Raw genomic sequence first — 21,672 nt, 5'->3', positions numbered from 1 at the left:
AGAGCCCCATAATGGCGCAAAGGCGGCGCAGACCAGCTCTACAGCCGCTTGGCCATCCAGAGGTGGGGCTGGCCTTCGTCTTCGTAGTCCACCTCGCTGATCTGTTCGTAGCCCTCGGCTGCGTAGAGGTCGCGAATGTACTCCTGCGCATGGAGCTTGATGAGGCGGGCGCCGGCCTCGCGCGCGGCGCGCTCGCTTGCACGCACCAGCTCTCGGGCAAGCCCGCGGCGACGCATGGCGGGCATCACGGCAACGCGCCCAATGATGTAGGTCTCGCCTTGCTTCACGCCCGCATCAAGCGAGCATGCAGGCGACTGGGGCATGCCGGGATTCAGCGTGCGCTCAAGCTCCTCGGGAAACACGCGTGCGCACCCGGCAAGCTCCTTACCAGCATAAAGAACCACATGGATGCAAGAGGGGTCCTCATCAATGGGCTCGAACTCATTCTCGTAACCCTGCTCTTCCATGAAGACCGCACGACGAACCGCAAACGCGTCATCGTGCACCTGCGGCGAACACGCCCCGCAGCTCATTTTGACGGTGGTTTCCACGGCACACCTTTCGCCTGTGATGGGTGCCGCCATCATACGACAATTGAGCAACGCGCGCAGGGCTCGTCTGCGAGGCCTGGTTGCGAGGCCCGTTGCCCAACGCCCGATGACGGGGCCTGGCGCAGGGTCTGCTTGCGGGGCACGATAGCTCAACGCGCGATGACGGAGCCTGATAGCAGGGTCTGCTAGCGGGGCCCGCAGCCCAACGCCCGATGGCGCAGGCCCAATGCCGTACCTATAGCTCAGGCAGCTCCTGCACGGGGAAGGTCACGGTGATGCATGTGCCCATGCCAAGCTCACTTGCCAAATCGATGCTCGCGCCGTGGTAGACCGCGGCATGCTTCACGATGGCAAGGCCCAGGCCCGTTCCGCCGCGCGCCTTCGAACGGCTCTTGTCCACGCGATAGAAGCGCTCGAAGACCTTGTCCTGCTCCTCGGGCGCGATGCCAATGCCCGTATCGATGACTTGAATGTAGGGATGTCCCCCCTCGTCGATTCCGCACGAAAGCGTGACCGAACCGCCCGGTAGGTTGTAGCGTATGGCGTTGCTCGCCAGGTTATACGCAAGCTCGTCGAGCAGACGGGGCACACCCACCACCATCGCCGGCTTGGTTTCAAGCAGTATCGTCACATCGGCTTTCTTGGCAACCTGCTCCAAGCGCTGCGAGATAGATTCGAGCATACGAGGCACGTCAACCGGCTCGGTGGAGCCGAGCACGTCGGCCGAGTTCTCTGAATCCGTGCGCTCGGCCTCGTCGAGATTCGAGAGCGTGAGAATGTCGTTCACGAGCGACGTGAGGCGACCGGCCTCACGATGGATGCGGCTGCCAAAGTCACGCAAATCGGCCTCGTCGGCCACCATGCCACCGGCGATGAGCTCGGCGTATCCGGAAATCGTCGTGAGTGGCGTCTTGAGCTCATGCGTGATGTTTGCCGTGAACTCGCGGCGCATGCGATCGTTGTCGGCAAGCACGCGCATCTGGCGCTTGAGCTCTTGACGCTGGCTCTCGATACGATTGAGCATAGGTTCCATCTCGGAATACACATCCTCGCTGTTGCGCTTGGGATGATCCAGATCGACCTCGAGCAGCGGAGCGATGATCGAGCTCGCCGACCGGCGCGCCGCCACGAACGAAACGAGCAGCAACACGACAGCCAGCAGCACAATAGGAAGCGCCATCGAGGCGAGAATCGCCAAGATGCCGTCCTGCTCCTGCGCAAGGCGAACCACGGTGCCGTTATCGAGGCGAACTGCCTCGTAGAGCATAATCTCGCCCAGCGTAGAACTCGAGCGTTCCGACGATCCGCTCCCGGCCTCGATCGCATCGGCAACCTCGGGGCGGTTCGCGTGGTTCTCCATTTCCTCCGCAGGCTCTTCGCTGTCGTACAGGACCGAGCCGTCGGGGTTGATAAGCGTGACGCGCTTGCCATCGAGGGACAGGCGCTCGAGCACCGTGATATCGTCGACCGTTTCGTTGAGAGAAGCAGCGACGATTCGCGTCTCGTCGCGCAACTCGCTACGCGTAACGCGGGCCACGTTGCCCTGGAGGTAACCGGCCCCCGCCAAGGTGAAAATCGCGACCACCAAGAGCGCGATGCAAAAGATGGTTGCAAACACACGCCTGAACAGTGATTTTTTACTCCCGATCGGGCTCATGGGCTAACTCCTCTGCGCCGGCCCCACACACCGAGCGCCTACGCCACGTGGTCGGTAAAGCGATACCCCACGCCGCGAACGGTCTCGATGCAGCTCGATCGATCGCCGAGCTTTTGGCGGAGCGTCTGCACGTGCACATCGACCGTGCGCGAACCACCGTCAAAGTCCCAGCCCCACACGCTCTGCAGCAGCGCCTCGCGGCTAAACACCACGCCTGGCTTGCGCATGAGATACTCGAGCAGGTCGAACTCGCGCAGCGTGAGCTTGACGGGCTTGCCGTCGACCGTAACCTCGCGATGGCTTGGGGAAAGCACGATACCAGAACTCGAAAGAACGTCGCTCGTCTTCTTGATCATGCCGCCGCGGCGCAGGAGCGCCCGGCAACGGCTCGTGAGCTCCATGAGGCTAAAGGGCTTGGTGAGGTAATCGTCTGCGCCGCCATCGAGAGCAACAACCTTATCGAGCTCGGTGTCCTTGGCGGTGAGCATCATGATGGGCACCGTGGCGGTCTCTTGGTCTGCGCGCAGGCGGTGGAGAATCTCGAGGCCATCGGTGTCGGGCAGCATGATATCGAGAAGCACCGCATCGGGCACGCGGCGCGCCACGGCGGCCTTGAACTCGCTGTCGCAAGAAAAGCCCTCGGCCTCTATGCCCTGCTGATGCAGCGCATAGAGCGTGAGACCCCGGATGTTGTCGTCGTCCTCGACGTAGTAAATCATAGCTGCCGTCACTCCAAACAAGATGCGCGCCCGTTTGCCAGAGCCCATCGCCAGCAGAAGCGTCGCGTTCTCGCGGTATGTTCTCGCTCCATCATACACCGGCTTTACATTACGCCGGCTGAAGGTAGTCCCTATGGTTACCAGATGGTACGCGCTGCGGTTTATCCTGCTGAAAGGGCATTGTCAAGGGAATGTAAAGAGCCCTGCGGGGCGCTGCGCGCGGGCCGCCTACCCTCGCGGGGGGCGTTGCGCGCGGGCCGCCTATCCCCACAGGGGCCGTCCTCAATCCCGCCACGCCGGTCGGTCTTCGGGGGCGTTGCGCGCGGCACGCCCGCCCCCGCTCATGCCAAATGAGGAGCAACCCCCGTTTGCGCAGCCCCTCGTTGGACATAAAGACGGACCTACGCAGGGAGCACGATCGTGAACACCGTATGCTCCGGTGTGGACTCACACGAGATGGCGCCGCCGTGCGCGGTCACGATCTCCTTGGCGATGGCGAGGCCGAGGCCAGCGCCGCCACGATTGGTCGCACGCGCTGCATCGAGACGATAGAACTTCTCGAAGATCACCTTGAGCTTCGGCTCCGGAATGGGGTCTCCCTGGTTCTCGAATCGGATGATGACCTCTCCGGCATCCTTGGCACGCGCGGACTCTCCTACGGCCACCTTTGCTACAGCCGCGCGCTTCGCCGCCACGGCCCCGCTCGGTGCGTCCGTGTGCCCTGCGGCCGCGACCACCTTCGCCTCAACCCCGCTCGCAGCAGCAGGGGCGGCGGCAGCGCTCGCATCCACGTCATCTTCCATGCCTGCCCGCTCGGCCGTGATGCGAATCGCCGAGCCCTCGTAGCTATAGGCGATGGCATTTTTCATAACGTTGTTGAACACGCGCGCCATCTTATCGCCGTCGATGAGTGCCGTGAGCCCCAGGGGCACCTCAAGATCAACGGTCTTTCCCTGCTCGGTGAGGGTTGGGTAAAACTCGTCAACCACCTGGCCCAACATGAGATTGAGGTCCACATACCCTCGCGTGAGTACGATGTCATGGAAATCGAACCGCGTGATATCGAAGAACTCCTCGATAAGCGCATCTAGGCGATGCGCCTTCTCGAGCGCGATGCCCGTGAAGTGCACGCGCTGTTCAGCAGGCAAATCGGGAGCCTCTTCAAGAAGCGAAAGGTATCCGACCACGCTCGCAAGCGGCGTTTTGAGATCGTGAGCAAGATAGGTTACAAGGTCGTCCTTGCGGCGGGCCTCATCGCGCCCCGCGCTCTCTACCGCGCGCTGCCGCTCGCGCACACGGTTGATAGCGCTCTCGCATTCAAGATAGTCACCGTCGAGGCCGCTCCAATCATCGGGATGGTCGATAAGACGCCCCACGATATGCATCGCGATGGAGCGATCTGCCTCCTCCTGGCCACGCGCCACGCCATGCTCGTACATTGCACGCCCGATAAAAAACGCCATGCACACCGCGAGCGCAAAGAGGAAGCCGCAAAACATAAACAGATAATCGATGCTGAAGAAAATGGGCACCAACGTGCTGCCGATAACGAGGTTGCCCAGCAAGATAACCACAAGCCACGCCACACCGCCCAAGACGATGCACTGGCGCACGTTGACAAACCGGTCGAGCAGCAGATATCCAACGAAGAACATGACGAGGAAGAGCATGAGCTCATCGAGCCCTACGATGGCGAATAACAGGGCGAAGAGGATAGCGGTTGCAACCACGCGGCTTCCCGCGGCTGCCTGCAAGCGCTCAAACAGGGCGTCGTTATCGGTGGCGGCGGAAACGGGAGGCTGCGCCACCGAAGCCGAAGCGGATGCCCATACCGGAGCATCCCCCGGAGCGGAGCCCCATGCCGAAACGGGTGGCACCGAAGCAGGCTCCTGTTCGGACGAGAAGCTCCGTTCCCCATCCGTACCCATATAAGCGGGGTCGCGCTCCTTATTGTGAAGGTTGGGTGCTGCCGCGGGTGGAACGGTCGCCTTGGGAGAATCGGAAGCAGCGGCCCCTGCGGAGCCCGGCGCTGCTGTACCGGAAACGGCCTCAGGCGCATTCGGCAACCCCGTGAGCGGATTAATAGGGGGATGAGCAGGCCTTCTTTGGGCAATATCGTTTAGCTTCATTGCGTGCTCCTCGAATTACACCAGCGCGCACACCTTGCATCGAGCATTGCAGGCGCATCGCTGAGACCTTGCATCGGGTTGTTTGTTCCAGTATAAAAAGCCCGCTTTCGCTGGATACTGAAGACTTAGTTAATTTGGCTCTCCAACTCGATGCGCCTGGGCGCCGCATGCGCCCGCAAGTGAGCGATGCAGATGAGGCCGGTTCGCTTGGGCGCTACGAGCGCACGACACGATTGAGAACGGTGCGCTTGGAAACGCTGGCGAGCGGGGTCGTGCTGCGACGAGAGACCACGATCGAACACGTGGCCCGATTGTCGCCCGTCTCATTAATGCTCGCTGAAATGCATCTTCCATGCCGATTTACGCAATAAGAGGCACGAAATTCGCTCTTACTGCGTAAAACGGCATGGAAGATGAGTTGAGCGGGCGCGCCTTCGACGCACTCCGGCGCCGTGCGAGCCCGCCGACCGCCGCTGAGGCACGCCCGACACCAAGCGGGGCCGCCGACAGCCGCCGGCGCATCGCTGGCATCGAACGGAGCAGCCTACCGCCGCAGGCGCATCGCTGGCATCGAACGGGGCAGTCAGCCGCCGGCGCGTAGTCAACGCAAAATGAGGGTGCCGACCGGCCAGCGCACAGTCAACGAAAAACGAGGCCGTCAGCCGCCGCTGCGGCTGCTACCTCGAACGTCCTATTCAATCGTGTAGCCCACGCCCCAGATATTCTTAATGAAGCGCGGGTTCTGCGCGTCGTCACCGATCTTCTCGCGCAGATGGCGGATGTGCACCATCACCGTATTGTTGGAGCTCGCCATGAACTCTTCGTTCCACACGGCGCGGAACAGGTCCTCAACCGGCACGACGCGGCCACGATTCTCCGCCAGATACAGCAGAATCGAATACTCGATCGGCGTGCATCGCACGGGCTTCTCGTCCACCGTAACAGACCGCGCATCTGGGTTGATCACCAGCCCGTTGATAGAGATGAGCTGCTGCTCCTCCGCTTGGTCGCGGCTTCCATAGCTCGTACATCGGCGAAGCTGCGCCTTTACGCGCGCCACGAGCTCAAGCGGGCGGAACGGTTTAACCACGTAATCGTCTGCGCCGAGCGACAGACCCTCGATTTTGTCGGTCTGCGAATCGCGCGCGGTAAGCATGATAACCGGATAGGTATAGTCTGTACGAATGGTTCGCAGCAGCTCAAACCCATCGATATCGGGCAGCATGATATCGAGAATCGCAAGGTCGAATTCCTGTGTGAGAATGGCCTGGGCGGCGTCGGCGCCGTTATAGGCAAGCTGGACCTCGTAGCCCTCGTTGCGCAGATAGATGCCCACGAGGTCGGTAATAGTCTTCTCGTCGTCCACGACGAGGATACGCGTTTTCACCAAATGGCTCCTTTCCCCCCTTCCATTATGCCCGCGGGGAAGTCGGGTCAAAGATAGCCCTCGAAGCTTAAGTTAACCTTAACGGCTTTCCGACCATTCTCCCATACCGTTGGCGGAATGATACGGGGCTTAAGGTGGAACGGAGGTGCGCGAGGCGGTGCAGGACAGCCCGCGTGCCGTACTTACGCGAAACCGCCCATAACAGGGAACGCGCGATGCCGTCCGTCTGCAAAGCGCATGTGGGACTGCCTCAGCTCCGACCACGCGCGGACCGCCCGATACGGAGCCTTGCCTCAACGAGTCGTGCCACGCGCGATGCGCTCGCCGCAGAACCGTATAATGGAGCGCAGCCACCAACTCGATGCGCCCGCCTCGCGCCACAAGGAGGAACCGTGCTCGAATCATTCCAGCTCCCCGCGCGCCGTGCCCATAGCGCCCGCGTCCTCATGCCGCGGCTTCTCGCGGTCCTGAGTCTCGCATGCTGCGTGCTGCTTGGCACGCCCGCCCTCGCCGGAGCGGAAACGCGCATGACGGACATCGTCTGCGGAGTCACGGCGGAAGAGCGCGGGCTCGCCGACGCCGATCTTCCCGATATCGAAGCGGCACAGGCAATCGTCATGGACCCGAACGGAACCGTTTATTTTGAACGCGATGCCGACACGCAGACCAAGATCGCCTCGATCACCAAGGTCATGACCGCCATCGTTGCGCTCGAAAACGCCGACCTCTCCACCACGATAACCGTCGATCACGCAGCGGCCACGGTAGGCGAGTCGACCGCCCACCTGCAAGAAGGCGACACGCTCACCCTTGAGACGGCGCTCAGGGCGCTCCTCATCCCCTCGGGCAACGACGCCGCCATGGCCATCGCCACGACCGTGGGAGCAATCATCGACCCGGCAAGCACCGACCCGTACGCAACCTTCATCCAGGCGATGAACGACAAGGCGGCCGGGCTGGGCATGGACGCCACGTTCACCAACCCCCATGGGCTTGACTTCGGAGACTGGGTTGGCGATATGCACGCCTCCGCGCGCGACGTGGTGACGATGTTCAGCTACGCGATGAAAAACGACACGTTCCGCGAGATCGATGGCAGCGGCGACAACACTATCACGGTAACCGGTGCTGACGGCGCCGAGCGCGAGGTCACCTTCAAGGTGCGCAACGACATCCTCGGACAAGAGGGCAACGTGGGCGGCAAGACAGGAACCACCTACGATGCGGGAACCTGCTTTGTGGGAACGTTCCAGCGCGACGAAAAAGAGGTCTACGTCGTTGTCTTGGGTTGCAGCGACAACGATTCCCGCTTCAGCAACACCCTAACACTCGCCAACTGGTACTACGAGCACCTCAAGACCGTTCCGCTCTTTGAGAGCAGCAAGCTCACGCCCGACGGCGACCCGCTCATCGCACGCGCGTCCGATACGGATTGGACCGACAAGACCGTTGATGTCACCGTTGCCGACGCCAACGCTACCGCTAGCTACTTCGACCTCGAGGGCGATATTTCGCTCAAGGTCGATACCGTCGATTTTTCTGGCGATGTGCAGCGCGGCGACCATGCAGGGACCCTCGCGCTTTGTCAGGGAGAAACGGAGCTCGCCTCCGTTGAGCTCGTTGCCGCAGAGGAAGTCCGGGCCCCTTCGCCGCTTGAATGGCTCCTTGTGCAGCTCGACCGCTTCACGCGTTTCTTCACGGGAGAGCCGGGCGCAGCAGAAACCGAGGTCATCGCCACGACGCCCAAGGCGTAGCGGAGATTGAGATTATCGCCCGGCGCCCAAGGCGTAGCAGAAACCGGGGCAATCGCTCCGCGCCCAAGGCGCAACATGCGCGTGGATGCGGGCTACGAAAGCGCGGCCTCGCTGGCAAACAGCCCCTCGACCTTGCTTCCCGCCTCTTCAGGGCACACAAAACTCGTTCCCAGCGCGGGGGAGCTACCGTACTTGCCATGGTAGTCGCTGCCGCCCGTCACGAAGAGACCAAGACGCTCGGCGAGCTCGAATGCCAGCCCCTCTTCAACGGGCCCGTGGTCCGGATGGAACGCCTCGATGCCCATGAGCCCTGCGCCAACGAGCTCCGGCACGATGGCCCACGACTTCGTCTGCCCCGGATGCGCGAGAACCGGCACGCCCCCTTGCTCGCGGATGGCGCGCACCGCCTCGACCGCCGTCGGATATTCGACGGTGCGATTCGCCGGGCTATCTCCCTTGAACCAGCATTGATAGCAGAACTGGTAATCGGGGTCGGTATGCGGGCGCCGCGTGAGCGCCTCCATGATGTGCTGCTTGTAGATGCCCGTGCTTGCCCTCGCGACATCGTACACCTCGTCGAACGAGAGCCTGTGACCAGAGAACTCAACGTCTTCGCGCTTGAGTACCCATGCCTGCCATAGGCTGGTCGCCGTGCGCGCGAACAGCGTGGGCGCGACGAGCCGCTCAACCGGCCCCGAACCGTCTGCGGTCGCCTCCAGCCCAAAGCCCAGGACGTGCACCTTGCGCCCCGTCGCCGGATCGTGCGCCGACACCTCGACGCCCGCAAGCACCGGAAAACTTAGCTCGCGCGACCTCGCGCGAATAAAGGAGAGCTGGGAGAGACAATCGTGATCGGTAATGGCAATACGCGTGAGGCCTGCCGCCCGCGCCCCGGCAATGAGCTCGTCGACCGTACAAGAGCCGTCCGAGAAGACCGAGTGATTGTGCAGGTCCCACGACCCCAGCGCCGTGCGCCCCGCGACAGGACGTGGGGCAGAGTAGCGCGGCGAGAGGTGGCGCGCCGCCTCTTGCGCCGCGCGCGCGGCGGTCTGGGCGGCAGTATTCGCCGCATCAACAGCCGCCTGAGCGGCAATGCTCTTGATGGCTCGATCGGTTTCCCTGCGAATGGCCTTGCTGGCCTCGGCATGCTCGCGCGCCTCTTCTCGTATGATGGCACGCGCGTCCTTCTTCGCCTTTCCGTGCTTCTTCAGCTCGCGCTTCAATGCCTTGCGCCGGGCTTCCTCGCTTACGCGGGCATCGGCATCGAGCGACGCATCCGCCCGCTCCCTCATCTTCCTGCTGGCTTTCGCGCGCTTGCGAGCACTCTTCTCTGCCTCTTTCGCCGCCGATTTTGCACCCTTTGTCTTCGCCATGGAAAGCCCCCGCTTCTCAGCATCGTTTCGTGCAGTTGTTATACCCGCTCTGGAGGCATCGATTTAGTAGAACAGACGGCGTGCGTTCTCCCATGCGGCACGCACGGCCAGGCCAGGGTCTTCGCCCGTGCGCTCGGCACGGTCGTAGGCGACCGCATTGAAACGCCAACACCCGGTGTCTGCGATTGAAACGCCAACACCCGGTGTCTGCGATTCACGATGCGTTTCAGGCGAAGAGCGCGCGGGCGTTATCGTATGCTGCCTGCGCGATGGCTGCGGGGGCCTCGCCCGTGCGCTCGGCACGGTCGTGGGCGAGCGCATCGGCGGTGAATCCGATCATCGCGGGCTCGCACTCCACCCCTCGAATGGGCTCAGGGGCCATATAAGGACAATCGGTTTCGAACAAGATGCGATCGAGCGGACAGGCGGCGAAGGCCTCGCGAATGCCCTCGTTGCGCTTGAACGTCGCAGCCCCGCCGAACGCTATATAACAGCCGAGACCATAAAAGCGCTCCGCAGTGGGCAGATCTTCAGTAAAGCAGTGGAGCACGCAGCCAGCCTGCGGAACACCGTGCTCTTGCAGCACGCGGTAGGCATCTTCGTGCGCCCCGCGCGCCTCGTCGCCCGCATCGTTTCTCAGATGCAGCTCGACGGGAACCCCGTTCTCGCTGGCAAGCGCGAGCTGCGATTCCATGCAAGCAATCTGAACGTCATGCGGAGCCGCTTCGATGTTGTCATCCGCGTCGAAGTGGTAGTCGAGACCAATCTCGCCTATCCCCGCACACAGCGGATCTAAAAGCGCCTCGCGGAGCTGGCTGAGCACCTGGGATTCCCGGCTCATGAAATCGAGCGCTCCATAGGGGTGCACACCCGCAAGGAATCGGACGTTGTCAAAAAGGTCGAGGGGCGAGCCATCTCGCTCCGCCTGTTCACGCGCCACGGCGAGCTGTTCGGCAAGCCATGCGCGAAATGCAGGAAAGGAATCGAAGTCGTCTGCGATGGGATCCCAGAGCGTAACGAGCGAACGCACTCCCGCGCGAGCGGCGCGCGCAAGCGCCTCGGCGGGCGTTTTGTTCCAGAAACAGGTGAGGTGCGCGTGGGTATCGGCAAGCGGGGCCGCAGGTGCGGGGAGCTCAAAGGAACGCTGCTTTTTCTTGACCGTTTTGGCGAACGAAAGCGGTGCGAGAGTCATCGGTTTCCCCTGCCCCGCGCTCCCGGCTCGGGCAGCCCGCCCAGGCGAGCAAGTTCCTGGGCAAGCGCAACGAATCGCTCGGTTGAGAGCGTCTCGGCACGAACGGTCGGCGCGATACCCGTGGCCTCGAATGCGGCGTCGAGCGCATCTTTGGCAAACCCGCTTGATCCCATGGAATTCCTGATGGTCTTGCGTCGCTGCGCGAACGCCGCATCGACCACCCGGCACACCTTGGAAACGAAGTCCTCTGCATCTGAGCCATGTTGTGCCTGCACGGAGCCAGCGCCGGCGCTCGCAACAAGGCCCTCCGCTTCGTACCCAAGGCGATCGAGCCGCACCACGGCGGAATCGACGTGCGGGGCTGGCATGAAGCAGCGCGGGAGCACCTCAAACCGGCCAGTTACCTGTGCGAAGAGCGAAAGCTTGACAGTGTAGGCCCCGTAGTCTTTGCTACCGGGCTGTGCGGAGATGCGGTCGGCGACCTCCTTTTGCACCATCACGACGGCGCGCTCGAGGTTGGGCATCTTCTCAAAGAAGTCCAAGATGATTGTCGCTGCCACGTTGTAGGGTAGATTCGCCACGAAATGCGTCGGCGGGGCGCCCGCTGCCTCCACGATGCGCTCTGGCGACACGCGAAGAGCGTCGCCCATGAGGTAGCGGAAGTTGGGATAGTCTGCCGCGTGCGCATCGAGCACCGGCTCGAGCGCGCTGTCCATCTCGATGGATACGACACGCGCCGCTTCTTGCACGAGCGCTAGCGTAAGCGTTCCGATGCCCGGCCCCACCTCGAGCACGTGCTCCGTGCCGGTAAGCTCCGCCAACTCGCAGATGCGCTCGATCACATGGTTGTCGATGAGGAAATTCTGCCCGAAGCGATGCTTGGTGGCGAGGCCAAACTCATCAAGCAGCTCGCGCGTGGCAGCACGATTGGCAAGCGGAGATATGGTCATGGGAGCTCCTTTCATCGCGGCGCGTCGCGCAAATGCATCAGCCTCAGCCGATTCTGGCTAAAAATGTCGATTTATGGCGCTGGGAATGGCAGCGTAGCCCACACTATGCAGTCCGATCGCCCCTTGAACCAGCAAAAAGCCGCAAAAGCATCAATAAAGCTCAGGAGATTGGCTCCAAACCGCAGCATCCATCGCTATCCCCGCGACACCGAGCGCCATAAATCGACATTTTTAGCCAAGATCGGCTTTACCAATCTAAAAACACCGATACCATGCAAGCGCCCTCCTGCAACTCGGCGCAGAAGGGCGCAGCAAACCAGAACCAAAGAACGCAATGCTGCCGACCGGAGCAAAGCGGCAGGCGCTCCATTGCGGCTAGTCGACCAAGCGCGGGAAAAGGGGCTCGCCCTTCTCGACGGGCTGGCCACCCACCAGGCCGCCCCACTCGCAGGCATTGCGTAGGTCGCGCGACGGCTCCGGATCGAGCGCCAGGCGGCGACGAACCTCGGCCGAGATCTTCGGCATAAACGGATCGTAGAGCTCGCTTGCGATGCGGATGACCTCGAGCAGATTCCAAATCACGCTCGCCAGCTCACCGGCCTTCTCGGGATCCTTGGCAAGCGCCCATGGCGCCGTGTCCTCGATGTAGTGGTTAGCGGCCGAGACAATCGCAAGCACCTCGGATGCGGCGGTGCCGTAGTCCATAGCCTCCATCGCCTGCGCATAACGGTCGAACACGCCCTCGCAGGCATCGCGCACGGGCGATGCGCCGCCCAGGTCCGCCGGGCGCACCGGCGAGCACCCATCGAAGTACTTCATACTCATGTTGAGCGTACGGCTTACGAGGTTTCCCCAGCTATTGGCCAAATCGGCGTTGTAAACCTGGCGCATGCGGCCCCAGCTGATCGGTGCATCCGTGCCGTGCGCGACATCGCTCATGAAGTAATAGCGGTACGCATCCACACCCAGAAGATCGATAACCTCCTCCGGTGCGATAGCGTTGCCGCGGCTCTTCGACATCTTCTCGGCCTTGCCCGTCTCCTCGTTGCGCACGGTCAAAAAGCCGTGAACGAACACGCGCTCAGGCAACGGCAGGCCCGCCGCCATGAGAAGCGCCGGCCAAATGACGCAATGGAAGCGGATGATGTCCTTGCCAACCACATGGACCTGCGCGGGCCAGCGGAACGCGAGGCTGTCGGCAGCTTCATCGCCCTCGGCGCCGTACCCAACGGCAGAAAGGTAGTTGATGAGCGCGTCGACCCACACATAGGCAACGTGCTTGTCGTCAAAGGGGAACGGCACGCCCCAATCGAACGTGGAGCGGCTGATGGAAAGGTCCTTGAGGCCGCCCTTTACGAACGAGATGACCTCGTTCTTGCGCGTTTCCGGCTGAATGAAATCGGGATGGGCCTCGTAGAAGTCGAGGAGCGGCTGCTGGAACTCGGAAAGCTTGAAGAACCAGCTCTCCTCCTCGATGCGCTCGAGCGGGCGATCGCAATCCGGGCAGAGCGGGTGCGCCGGATCGGCCGGGGACTCTCCAGCCGCTACGCGGTCTTCCTCATGGTGGCGCACCTGCGTCTCGGTGAAGTAGGTTTCCTCCGGACGGCAGTACCAGCCATCATACGAGCCCTTGTAGATATAACCCCGATCCAGCAATGCCTGCAGGAACTTCTGCACGCTCGCAATATGGCGAGGCTGCGTGGTGCGAATGAAGTCGTCGTTAGAAATCTCGAGCGTCTCCCACAGATCGCGGAAGGCGGGCTCCATGGAGTCGCACCATGCCTGCGGAGAATCGAACCCGTTCTTCTCGGCCGCCTCGGCAACCTTCTCGCCATGTTCATCCATGCCGGTAAGGAATTTGACGTCCTTACCGCATGCGCGCTGGAAACGAGCCTGCACGTCGGCAAGGACGGTGCAGTACGCCGTGCCCAGGTGCGGCTTGGCGTTGACATAGTAAATGGGTGTCGTGATGTAATACGAAGGCTTCGAATGCTCCATAACGGTGCGGTCCTCTCCCTCATGACGGGCTGACGTGCAGGGGATAATGATACCGCAGGCGAACGTTGGGCGCAGAATGATAAAACGAACTCGGTTTGTTTTATCATTCTGCCTCGATCTGAGAGAGTGATAAAACGAACCGGGTTCGATTTATCACATCGCACAACCTAGCCTACCGGACTTTATCAGTTCCCTTCTGATGCGAGGATGAGGGCGTAGACCTCCCGCTTGCGGCGAGAGTACTTCTGGGCGAGGCGCTTGGCCAGGGCATTGGCCGGCTCCCCCGAAGTGAGCCCCTCGGCGATATCGGCGCGCAAAGCCTCCTCGGGATCCGGCGCAGCACCATCCACGGAAAGCGTGCTCATGCCCGCCGCCGTGCGGGCGGCCATCTCGGCCTGTTCCTCCGCACTCGGCGGAGCCACCACGACCACGCACTCCCCGCGCACCGGCTCACCCGCCTCGATACGAGCCGCTACCTGCGAAGCGAGCTCTGGCGCGGGAGCGCGGAGCACTTCCTCATGCAGCTTTGTCAGCTCGCGGCAAAGCGCCGCAACGCGCGTCGGGAACACGCTGGCCACGGATTCGAGCGTTGCAGCGACGCGATGGGGAGACTCATAGAACAAAAGCGCTCCCGGCACCGTCATGAGCTGCTGCAAGCGCCGCACGCGCTCGCCCGCCTTACGCGGCAGGAATCCCTCGAAAAAGAAGTGGTCACAAGGTATCCCCGATGCAACGAGCGCTGTCACACATGCCACCGGACCGGGAACGACCTCCACCGACACGCCCGCCTCTCGCGCCGCGTCCACGAGCACCTGCCCGGGGTCCGACACCCCCGGCATGCCCGCATCGGATGCAAAGGCGAGCGTCTCGCCCGCCAGCATGCGATCGACCAAGGAAGGGGCGCGCCCAGTAATCACGTTCTCGTCACAGCGAATGAGCTGCCGCGACACGCCCGCCGCCGAGAGCAGCTTCCCCGTCACACGCGTATCTTCGCAGCACACGGCGTCGGCCACGCGAAACGCCTCGACCGCGCGGGGCGAGAGGTCGCCCAAATTGCCGATCGGCGTTCCTACAATGAAGAGTTTTCCCTGGTTAGCCATGACGTCTATGAAGTTTCGCTAGTCGAGCATCGCGCGCTCGAGCGTACCGAGCGCAGCACGGGCGTCCCATGCCGCTATGCGCTTCTCGGTCTTCCAAGTCTGGAAGAACCAGCCATAGGCATCCGCAAACGAAGCCATCTGGTTCGAGATGAACACGCGCTCGTATGCTGCGCGGCCCTCGGGCGTGACCGACACGTTCGAGAACACAGCGGCTCCGGACCACTCGCCGACGATGACTGGGAAGCCGGCCGCACGAGCCTCTTTAATCAGCCGCCTGTTGCGCGCGATCGCAGACGAGAGGCCCTTGGGCGTCGTGATGTCAATCGCCATCTCATCGCGGTAATGGTACAGGTGAACGTCCATGCACACGTTCTTATACTGGTCGCCCCGCATGAAATGCTTCCATGCAGACGGATAGCCAGAGGCCGAGAAAACTACCATCTTCTCTTCGGGCATGTGCATGCGCACGATTCCGTAGGCGTCGCGGTAAAAGTTTCGCAAGTAGTGACTCGGTATGCCATCGGTCGTGGTGAAGAGGTTCTTGCGCACGCTCATGATGGGCGAGTCGAGCAGCTCGATGCCCATGATCTCCGCACGCATACCATATCGCGTAGCCAGGCGGTCGAGCACACCGAGAGCGATGTGCCGCCCGTTGGCCGAGGAATGCCAATCGACCGTGGATTCCGGCGTGCTCCGAGAATTATTCGAATCTCCTTGACCGCCCGGAACCGTTGCCAAATCGAGCAGCACCTGCATACCGAACTTCTTCGCCCATTCGAAGGCGCGGTCGATGTAATCGACAAGCGGGATATAGACCTCGCCATCGCCCTGAGAGCCAAAGGCGTACCACGGCACCGGCAGGCGCACTGCATTGAGGCCAATAGCCGACATGCAGCGGAAATCATCCTCGGTGATGAACGTCTCATAATGCTGGCGCATGCGCTCGTTGTAGGCAACCGAGCCGAGCGCGACCTGCAGCTCCACTTCGTTCGAAGCACCTGTGGCGGCGAACAGCGAGGGGGTGACCCACGGCTCGGGTATGAACCATCCCGAAAGGTTGACTCCACGGATTCGCTCCATCGCTTCCCTCTCCTCATCAACGGTGCGCTCGATCTATTCAATCCGAAAACCATCTTGCTTGCCGCGTTTTACTCGCCTAACGCACCTAGGTGAACTATGAGTATAGCGCCATGGAACGAACTTTGTTCGATATCGCATATTTTGACTTGACGCTTACCGTCGATTTGGTATAGTTATCGAGCTGTCCTGCTTACAGCACCCGGTCAGATAGCTCAGTTGGTAGAGCAGAGGACTGAAAATCCTCGTGTCGGGGGTTCGAATCCCTCTCTGACCACCTTCGAAGTTTGCGGCCCCGGAAACGGGGCCGTTCTTGTTTTCCACCCAATCCGCGACCCGGCATGCTGCGAGGGGGCTTTCCGCTCAACGGCTTCTCGCATCATCTTTCCGGGTACCGCCATCGATCTGCTAAACCGTTGTTGCCGCCGGGCGCCGCTATCAACCCGCAGAGAACCGCTCAATTGCATACCGAGCCCCTTGGCACGACCGAATGCGCCACGGCGGAACGCCATCGAACCGAGCCAGCACTTCGCCTTCAGGGCCAGCGAAAACGATATCAATCGCCCTTCGCATAAACCATGTATGCACCGACGCGCAGCTCGGAAACACCATGACGATCGAAGCATCATCCAGCCCATCTATCTTTGATGGAACGCACGCCGCCAAACCAAGCAACCGGCGTAGCGGGCTTGCCGCGATGACGACCATGCGATCGTCCCAGCCCAAGCGCCGCACAACGCGACGGATTGCTTGCCCATCGAGACGATTGGCCCTCGCAAGCCTCTTTATGTGCGAGCGACCCTCTCTCTTCATCACATCACCACCCCCGGTCTCCAGGGATCGACCGTCACATCGCGATGATGCGCCAGCGCGACCGGCGCACCGAGGTCGACACCCGCAATGGAAAGAGAACTCGGCCAAGGCCTCATGCGCATCGAACATCGATAGGTTCGCAAGCCCCCAATCAGGTGAGGAGGTCATCCCCCGAGCTAGCTCCCCCTTCGGTGCACGTCACCTCAATCTCCACGTCGTAGCCGGCCATGGCACCCTCTATCCGAGATTCGATCACACCCACGCTGTCATCAGCTGGGCCGTCGCCTTCGCCCGAGGGCGAGACGGCATGCGCGGCCACGATATCGGGGGCGATTCGATCGAACCGAGCTGTCGCAACTACAAACAGCATGATGTTGTATACGATGAGCGCGAGAACGAGGAGTACGGGAACGACGACTGCCATCTCAACAGTCGCCTGCGCCCGTTCTTCTCCTGCCAAACCGCACCGCTGATTGGCTCGATCTGTGAGAGCCAGCCATATGCCACCCTTACGTCGCAGCCACGAGGGCGTAGCGCACGTCCCGCGCACTATCGCAAGCAAACGCGAATGTAATCGCATGCGCATCATGGTTTGCCCTCCGCCGACCCGACCACATCCGAAAGACGTATGGTAAGGGGGATTGACCCTCCTCCCGGCAGGGGAATCTCCGCAATCGTGAAGGAGGCGGACAAAACCTCTTCGCTGACCTCGTACTGGAGCGCCCGCAACAGCGCCGAGGGGTCGGTCGTTCCCAAGGGAATGGAGCGCAAAAGTTCCTGAGCATTAGTTAGGGCAGGAACATCTGCATGGGAGAGAACGTTACCGCTATCGGTAAGAACCGGCTTAAGCGAACTCAGGTCAACCGGCTCGAAGCCAAGGCCGCGCACCGCGCTGTCAATCCGGTCACTCAGCCATGACGCTATGGGGCCCATCCCAACAGCGGATAGCCCGCCGATAAGATCATCCATGAGCGCCGATAGCCCGGCACTCACATCCCCGTACGAAACGAGCAGCGAGCCCCATAACCCCATAACGTCATCAATCAACCCAACCGCGCCGCCTCCGCCGGTTCTATGCTCAAGAGAGCTGAAGAACGATGACAAGACGTTGTTCGTATTGGTCGCGGCATCGGGCGCGAGCACGGCAGCGGACAGCGCACCCCGTCGCGACAGGTTCGGGCTTTCGGCGAATGCCGAGTCAAGGCTATCCGGGGAAGACAGCTCGCCCGACACCACAAGGGAAACCACGCCGTATCTTCCGGGAGGAGCGATGCGCGGCCGCTTTGTCGAAAGAACCGAAAGCGCCTCATCGAAGGCGTCGCCGGCCGTTTCCGCCGCGCCCTGCGCCGCCCGCTCAAGCTCGAGCTCCTGATTTCGACATGATACGTATGCATCAAGAGCCTCGGTAAAGGCGCGCAAATGGTATTCATAGCCGTTGTCAATCGAAGTCGATGCAGCAGGAACCCTTCCAACATCGCCGATCCCGAAATGGCACACAGGGCATTCGCGAACCGCTCCCGTCTCGACATCGGCGAGAGATCGCAACGGTCCAGCAGCGCCCTCAGCTCCGGGGCAAGCCTCCCCATAATGAAGAACAAACCCGCTTCCTTCGCGAGTCGTTGGCCACACGCTCTCGGTATAGAGCGTTGTCTCGCGGACTTCATCGGTATTGCGCGGCAAGAGCTCCACCGTCGATGTCACCCTGCCGCCAGACTCAACGACATGGGCGCTTCGAAAATGATCGACCGCATATCGATAGAACGCCTTGCGGGCAGCAGAATCTGCAGCCGCCTCGACGCTTGCGTTCTCCGGTTCGTCGTGCTTGAGACGCCATGCGTAATATGACCGCGTTCGATTGAGCGCGACCTCGGGCTCCCAGGTGATGCTCGAGGCGTAGTCGGGGTTTTCCGTTCCGGAAAGCGCCGAGAGCTTCCCGGCACGCTCTTGCATGTTCCGCCCTTCGCTGCCGCAATCGGCAAGCCAGGCCTCCTCTTTTGCCTTCGCCGTCTCCTCTGCAGCTGCGGCGAGCTCTTGGGCGGCCTCGTCGAGCTCTCCCGCAGCGTTCTCGATGCCTTCCGTGGAAACCTGCTCCCCCTCAAGCGCGGGGAAATCGGAGCCAGACGAAAGCGGCACGGCAAGCGCGGTCCCCGTGAACACCACCTCATCGCTTCCCTGAGCCGCGCACGCGCGTGTGCCGTTTGCAGCAATGACGAGCGGCAACGACGACTCGAGCGCCTTTAGCCCCTTCGACGCCGAGGCTGCCAACTTGTTGCGAGCCTCGAGCATGCGCAATCCCGCATTAATCGTCTGAGGCGCAACCGCGTTCACGCCTGGGATCAAGAGCCCAACCAGCCCGGCCCCTGTTACGCAGAGCCCTGCAAGCCCCATGCTCAGCACCGAGGCGTCCAGCACCGTAGCCGCCGTGTGATACGACGACACGACGTTCGCCCCGGCAAGCGCGGTCACATCGGCTGCCACCTGGGCATCTCCGGCGCGCGACATGCTCCAAATCCCACTCGCGATGGCAAACAGCAAAGAGAGAATCACAAGAATCGACACCGCAGAGGTGAGCGTCGTATACGCGCCGTCTTCAAGAAACAGATCAATCCCAGCGCTGCGTCCACGTTCCATAATCGCCCTCCAGCCAACTCGGCCTGCCGTCATAGCCCGCCCGGACCGACATCTCCACATCTCCCTGGCCGTTCACCGCACCGAATGCGTGCGCGAAGGCTCCGATTACCGGCAGCGGCGTTATCGCGCCCGTAATGCAGACCATCACCTCGCCGTCCCCGCTCGATGCCGCCTGCATCTCGATACCCCATGCAAGCGGACCTCCTGCATGGAATATCGAGATATCGGGTACAGCTGCCAGGCGCCTCAGAGCGAATGCCCGAATGCTCTCGTCCGTTTCCCCTTCAGCCGTAACCATCAGTCGCGCTGTTTCCGCCGCCGCAGACTCCATCACGGCGCGCGTGTACAGCACGCAAACGGGCTGCACGGCGAGAAGCAGCAGGGTGAGGAAGACCGGTAGGAGCACCGCGGCCTCCACCGTTGCCTGAGCGCGCTCTTCGCGCGCTGCGCTCAAGGCGGCTGACGCCCCGGGCCGCCGCAACCCCTGCCTAATACAGCGAGATATCCAGCAACCCCAACCCATCCAGCGCATGCGATGCTGCCTCTTCGACTGCGCGTGCGAGCGCTCCGTCCGCGCCCGCATGCCAAAGCAACGCCAAGCCCGAGACCATCGCCATGAAAGCGATAACGGTGAGAGCATACTCAAGCGTTGCTTGGGCACATGATTCCTCGGCAATCTCGCGCAGGACGATTGCGCGGCGCTTTCTATCGTCCATATCTCCCTCCCCAAGATGCCCCCTCACCAGACCGAACCCAGCAAGCGCCCGCACCGGCGACACGCTTGGAATGGCCCCCTCTCGCCCGAACCTAATCCTCTGCATCGTCTGTAGCGAACATCCGAACCGCGCGCACCGTCGAAGCCGAATCTTCTTCCAAGGCAGCCACCGTAACCACATCAATGCAGCCAGAACGAGCCTGAACGATGGCGCCCCAAGCATTTCCCTTTAGGTCGAGGTAGCCACTGGAATACAAGCGGGCGCCTTCGACACCCTGATACACCTGGAGCACAGAGCGGGCTGCAGGAACAAGTCCCTCGTCCATGCGAAGCTCAACCGCCACCTGGCCTTCTCCCGCCTCACGATCCGCCGAAAGCCGATCCAACTCGGCGAGAAGCGAAGCGGCTGTCGAAGCATGGGAATCGCCGGCGCCCGCTTCCTCTTCCCCCGCACCCGAACGCCCCAACAAAGAATCCTGGTCATATGCGGCGTCACCTTCTCCTACGTCATCGGCTCGAGAGGATGTGTCGGCAGAGCCTTCGCCGCTAGAAGCACGTTCCCCTTGGACACCCTCTTCAACAGCAGACGACACCTCCCCATGCGCCGCCGTACCCTCTAACCGCCCACGCGCAATCGCCCCAAACCCCAACAGAGAGGCAGCAATCACCGCAAGGCAGAGCAAGGGGGCGGCGCACCAAGCAAGCCACGTTCTGAGAGAACCGCCGGCGCGCAGCCCATCCCCAACCGTTGCCCGCAATCTTCCCTGCGAGCGCACGAAGTCTTTGCCACGCCCACGCATTCGACGCGCTACAAACTGTTAATGCCATCTGATATGGCATTCCAGAGCTCGCTAACCCGATCCCGGAATGCGATGATCGCAATTATTGCGATTACAACTAATACGCCAACCAAAATGGCGTACTCCGTCGTTCCCTGCGCCTTTTCTTCTGCAACCAGCCTGCTTGCTTCGCCCAGCCGCCTGTTTATGGCATGCATCACGCGCACGCGAATGATGTCCCTTTTCATGGAAAACCACGCCCCTCCGCTTTCAATGGCCCTTCGGCAACTCTGTTGAATCCTCAGCCAACCCTTCATGAACACCCTCCTTACAACATGCCACTCGCAGCGAGCAGCGGACCCACGATTGACAGCAAAAGCGCTGGTAGAATCAACGTTCCGGTGGGTATGAGCAACTTGACCGGAATACGCTCGATCTCTCGCTCAACATCGGCCCGATGCGCTAACCTGATTTCCCTACTTTGCCCGGCAAGCGTTTCGCTCAGCGGGGCACCCAGCCCAAGCGCCTGTGAGACCGTTGCGGCAAACGACTCCAAGGCCCTTTCACCCAGCACGCAGGCGACCCTCGAAAGCTCCTCCTCGCGTGTTCCAAGACCCATCTGCCACGACATGCGTGCTTCACTCAAAAGGTCCGCGAGTCGCCCGGTCCGATTGGCGCAATACAACTCGAGCGCAGCATCAAACGAAAGCCCTGCAGACAGCCCGAGCCGTACAACATCAATCATTTCGGAGATCTCTCCAAGGGACGCTCGGCCGCGAGCAGCATCGGGTGCAAGCGGAACCAGCTCTACGAGCCGGCTTCCCACGGAGCACGCCCTTCCCGCAAT

The 21,672-nt window shown here is 61.8% G+C and carries 18 protein-coding genes, 1 tRNA gene and 2 pseudogenes; 2 read left to right on the top strand and 19 right to left on the bottom strand.

Annotated elements, in window-relative coordinates:
- Window positions 1-38: 38 nt before the first annotated feature.
- The 6 genes and pseudogenes from HGEM_RS01265 to HGEM_RS01245 form a co-directional block, all read right to left on the bottom strand.
- Window positions 39-551, bottom strand: a complete 513-nt coding sequence (locus HGEM_RS01265) for a GNAT family N-acetyltransferase (protein WP_019127582.1) — start codon at window positions 549-551, stop codon at window positions 39-41.
- 235 nt (window positions 552-786) lie between these two features.
- Window positions 787-2,208, bottom strand: a complete 1,422-nt coding sequence (locus tag HGEM_RS01260) for a sensor histidine kinase (protein WP_019127581.1) — start codon at window positions 2,206-2,208, stop codon at window positions 787-789.
- Window positions 2,209-2,246: 38 nt separating this feature from the next.
- Complete coding sequence (locus tag HGEM_RS01255) at window positions 2,247-2,927, bottom strand: response regulator transcription factor (protein ID WP_019127580.1); 681 nt, start codon at window positions 2,925-2,927, stop codon at window positions 2,247-2,249.
- Between the two features lie 401 nt (window positions 2,928-3,328).
- A pseudogene (locus HGEM_RS10645) lies at window positions 3,329-3,577 on the bottom strand (ATP-binding protein); the annotation flags it as partial.
- 408 nt (window positions 3,578-3,985) lie between these two features.
- Window positions 3,986-4,312, bottom strand: a pseudogene (locus HGEM_RS10640) (histidine kinase dimerization/phospho-acceptor domain-containing protein); the annotation flags it as partial.
- A 1,435-nt stretch (window positions 4,313-5,747) separates the two neighbouring features.
- Window positions 5,748-6,443, bottom strand: coding sequence for a response regulator transcription factor (locus HGEM_RS01245; protein WP_035100908.1), 696 nt, complete (start codon window positions 6,441-6,443; stop codon window positions 5,748-5,750).
- A 392-nt stretch (window positions 6,444-6,835) separates the two neighbouring features.
- Between HGEM_RS01245 and HGEM_RS01240 the strand changes: the two genes are divergently transcribed.
- A complete protein-coding gene (locus tag HGEM_RS01240) occupies window positions 6,836-8,197 on the top strand; it encodes a D-alanyl-D-alanine carboxypeptidase family protein (RefSeq protein ID WP_019127577.1) in 1,362 nt (453 codons plus the stop codon).
- 92 nt (window positions 8,198-8,289) lie between these two features.
- Here the strand turns inward: HGEM_RS01240 and HGEM_RS01235 are convergent, their stop codons facing one another.
- From HGEM_RS01235 to HGEM_RS01210, 6 genes are all read right to left on the bottom strand, one after another.
- Entirely contained in the window at window positions 8,290-9,570 is a 1,281-nt protein-coding gene (locus HGEM_RS01235) for a PHP domain-containing protein (RefSeq protein WP_019127576.1), read from the bottom strand.
- 226 nt (window positions 9,571-9,796) lie between these two features.
- Window positions 9,797-10,762, bottom strand: a complete 966-nt coding sequence (locus HGEM_RS01230; RefSeq protein WP_019127575.1) for a TatD family hydrolase — start codon at window positions 10,760-10,762, stop codon at window positions 9,797-9,799.
- Window positions 10,759-11,712, bottom strand: a complete 954-nt coding sequence (rsmA, locus tag HGEM_RS01225; RefSeq protein WP_019127574.1) for a 16S rRNA (adenine(1518)-N(6)/adenine(1519)-N(6))-dimethyltransferase RsmA — start codon at window positions 11,710-11,712, stop codon at window positions 10,759-10,761. Before rsmA ends, HGEM_RS01230 begins: the two co-directional genes overlap by 4 nt.
- Before the next feature lie 375 nt (window positions 11,713-12,087).
- Window positions 12,088-13,710 carry a methionine--tRNA ligase gene (metG, locus tag HGEM_RS01220; RefSeq protein WP_019127573.1) on the bottom strand — a complete coding sequence of 541 codons (1,623 nt, stop codon included), beginning with the start codon at window positions 13,708-13,710 and terminating at the stop codon, window positions 12,088-12,090.
- A gap of 185 nt (window positions 13,711-13,895) precedes the next feature.
- The gene (gene rsmI / locus HGEM_RS01215; protein ID WP_019127572.1) at window positions 13,896-14,810 is read right to left on the bottom strand and encodes a 16S rRNA (cytidine(1402)-2'-O)-methyltransferase; all 915 of its coding nucleotides are present in this window, start codon (window positions 14,808-14,810) and stop codon (window positions 13,896-13,898) included.
- A gap of 18 nt (window positions 14,811-14,828) precedes the next feature.
- Window positions 14,829-15,890 (bottom strand): glycoside hydrolase family 5 protein, encoded by a 1,062-nt coding sequence (locus HGEM_RS01210; protein ID WP_019127571.1) that lies wholly within the window; start codon window positions 15,888-15,890, stop codon window positions 14,829-14,831.
- A 201-nt stretch (window positions 15,891-16,091) separates the two neighbouring features.
- Between HGEM_RS01210 and HGEM_RS01205 the strand changes: the two genes are divergently transcribed.
- A tRNA-Phe gene (locus tag HGEM_RS01205) sits at window positions 16,092-16,164 on the top strand.
- Between the two features lie 687 nt (window positions 16,165-16,851).
- Here the strand turns inward: HGEM_RS01205 and HGEM_RS10630 are convergent.
- The 7 genes from HGEM_RS10630 to HGEM_RS01165 all read right to left on the bottom strand — a co-directional run bounded on the left by HGEM_RS10630 (window position 16,852) and on the right by HGEM_RS01165 (window position 21,651).
- Window positions 16,852-17,160 carry a hypothetical protein gene (locus HGEM_RS10630; protein ID WP_338081876.1) on the bottom strand — a complete coding sequence of 103 codons (309 nt, stop codon included), beginning with the start codon at window positions 17,158-17,160 and terminating at the stop codon, window positions 16,852-16,854.
- A 125-nt stretch (window positions 17,161-17,285) separates the two neighbouring features.
- Window positions 17,286-19,331 (bottom strand): translocation/assembly module TamB domain-containing protein, encoded by a 2,046-nt coding sequence (locus HGEM_RS01190; protein WP_019127568.1) that lies wholly within the window; start codon window positions 19,329-19,331, stop codon window positions 17,286-17,288.
- Window positions 19,303-19,785 carry a TadE/TadG family type IV pilus assembly protein gene (locus HGEM_RS01185; RefSeq protein WP_035100903.1) on the bottom strand — a complete coding sequence of 161 codons (483 nt, stop codon included), beginning with the start codon at window positions 19,783-19,785 and terminating at the stop codon, window positions 19,303-19,305. The genes HGEM_RS01190 and HGEM_RS01185 overlap by 29 nt, the downstream gene beginning before the upstream one ends.
- Before the next feature lie 34 nt (window positions 19,786-19,819).
- Window positions 19,820-20,047: a hypothetical protein gene (locus tag HGEM_RS01180; protein WP_019127566.1), complete on the bottom strand. Its 228-nt coding sequence runs from the start codon at window positions 20,045-20,047 to the stop codon at window positions 19,820-19,822.
- A gap of 91 nt (window positions 20,048-20,138) precedes the next feature.
- Entirely contained in the window at window positions 20,139-20,513 is a 375-nt protein-coding gene (locus HGEM_RS01175; protein WP_019127565.1) for a hypothetical protein, read from the bottom strand.
- Window positions 20,514-20,854: 341 nt separating this feature from the next.
- On the bottom strand, window positions 20,855-21,043 hold the full coding sequence (locus tag HGEM_RS01170; protein ID WP_035100897.1) for a class III signal peptide-containing protein: 189 nt from the start codon (window positions 21,041-21,043) through the stop codon (window positions 20,855-20,857).
- Between the two features lie 110 nt (window positions 21,044-21,153).
- Window positions 21,154-21,651: a type II secretion system F family protein gene (locus HGEM_RS01165; protein WP_230197198.1), complete on the bottom strand. Its 498-nt coding sequence runs from the start codon at window positions 21,649-21,651 to the stop codon at window positions 21,154-21,156.
- Window positions 21,652-21,672 lie beyond the last annotated feature (21 nt).

The sequence above is a fragment of the Enorma massiliensis phI genome, assembly GCF_000311845.1.
In the GTDB taxonomy this organism is placed as follows: domain Bacteria; phylum Actinomycetota; class Coriobacteriia; order Coriobacteriales; family Coriobacteriaceae; genus Enorma; species Enorma massiliensis.
This window is presented reverse-complemented; position numbering and strand designations above follow the sequence as displayed.

What these genes read in the sequence shown, in the direction of transcription:
- HGEM_RS01260 (WP_019127581.1), bottom strand. Translation starts at nt 2,208, where the DNA reads ATGAGCCCGATCGGGAGTAAAAAATCACTGTTCAGGCGTGTGTTTGCA.
- HGEM_RS01255 (WP_019127580.1), bottom strand. Translation starts at nt 2,927, where the DNA reads ATGATTTACTACGTCGAGGACGACGACAACATCCGGGGTCTCACGCTC.
- HGEM_RS01235 (WP_019127576.1), bottom strand. Translation starts at nt 9,570, where the DNA reads ATGGCGAAGACAAAGGGTGCAAAATCGGCGGCGAAAGAGGCAGAGAAG.
- HGEM_RS01230 (WP_019127575.1), bottom strand. Translation starts at nt 10,762, where the DNA reads ATGACTCTCGCACCGCTTTCGTTCGCCAAAACGGTCAAGAAAAAGCAG.
- rsmA (WP_019127574.1), bottom strand. Translation starts at nt 11,712, where the DNA reads ATGACCATATCTCCGCTTGCCAATCGTGCTGCCACGCGCGAGCTGCTT.
- metG (WP_019127573.1), bottom strand. Translation starts at nt 13,710, where the DNA reads ATGGAGCATTCGAAGCCTTCGTATTACATCACGACACCCATTTACTAT.
- rsmI (WP_019127572.1), bottom strand. Translation starts at nt 14,810, where the DNA reads ATGGCTAACCAGGGAAAACTCTTCATTGTAGGAACGCCGATCGGCAAT.
- HGEM_RS01210 (WP_019127571.1), bottom strand. Translation starts at nt 15,890, where the DNA reads ATGGAGCGAATCCGTGGAGTCAACCTTTCGGGATGGTTCATACCCGAG.
- HGEM_RS01190 (WP_019127568.1), bottom strand. Translation starts at nt 19,331, where the DNA reads ATGGAACGTGGACGCAGCGCTGGGATTGATCTGTTTCTTGAAGACGGC.
- HGEM_RS01180 (WP_019127566.1), bottom strand. Translation starts at nt 20,047, where the DNA reads ATGGACGATAGAAAGCGCCGCGCAATCGTCCTGCGCGAGATTGCCGAG.
- HGEM_RS01170 (WP_035100897.1), bottom strand. Translation starts at nt 21,043, where the DNA reads ATGCATGCCATAAACAGGCGGCTGGGCGAAGCAAGCAGGCTGGTTGCA.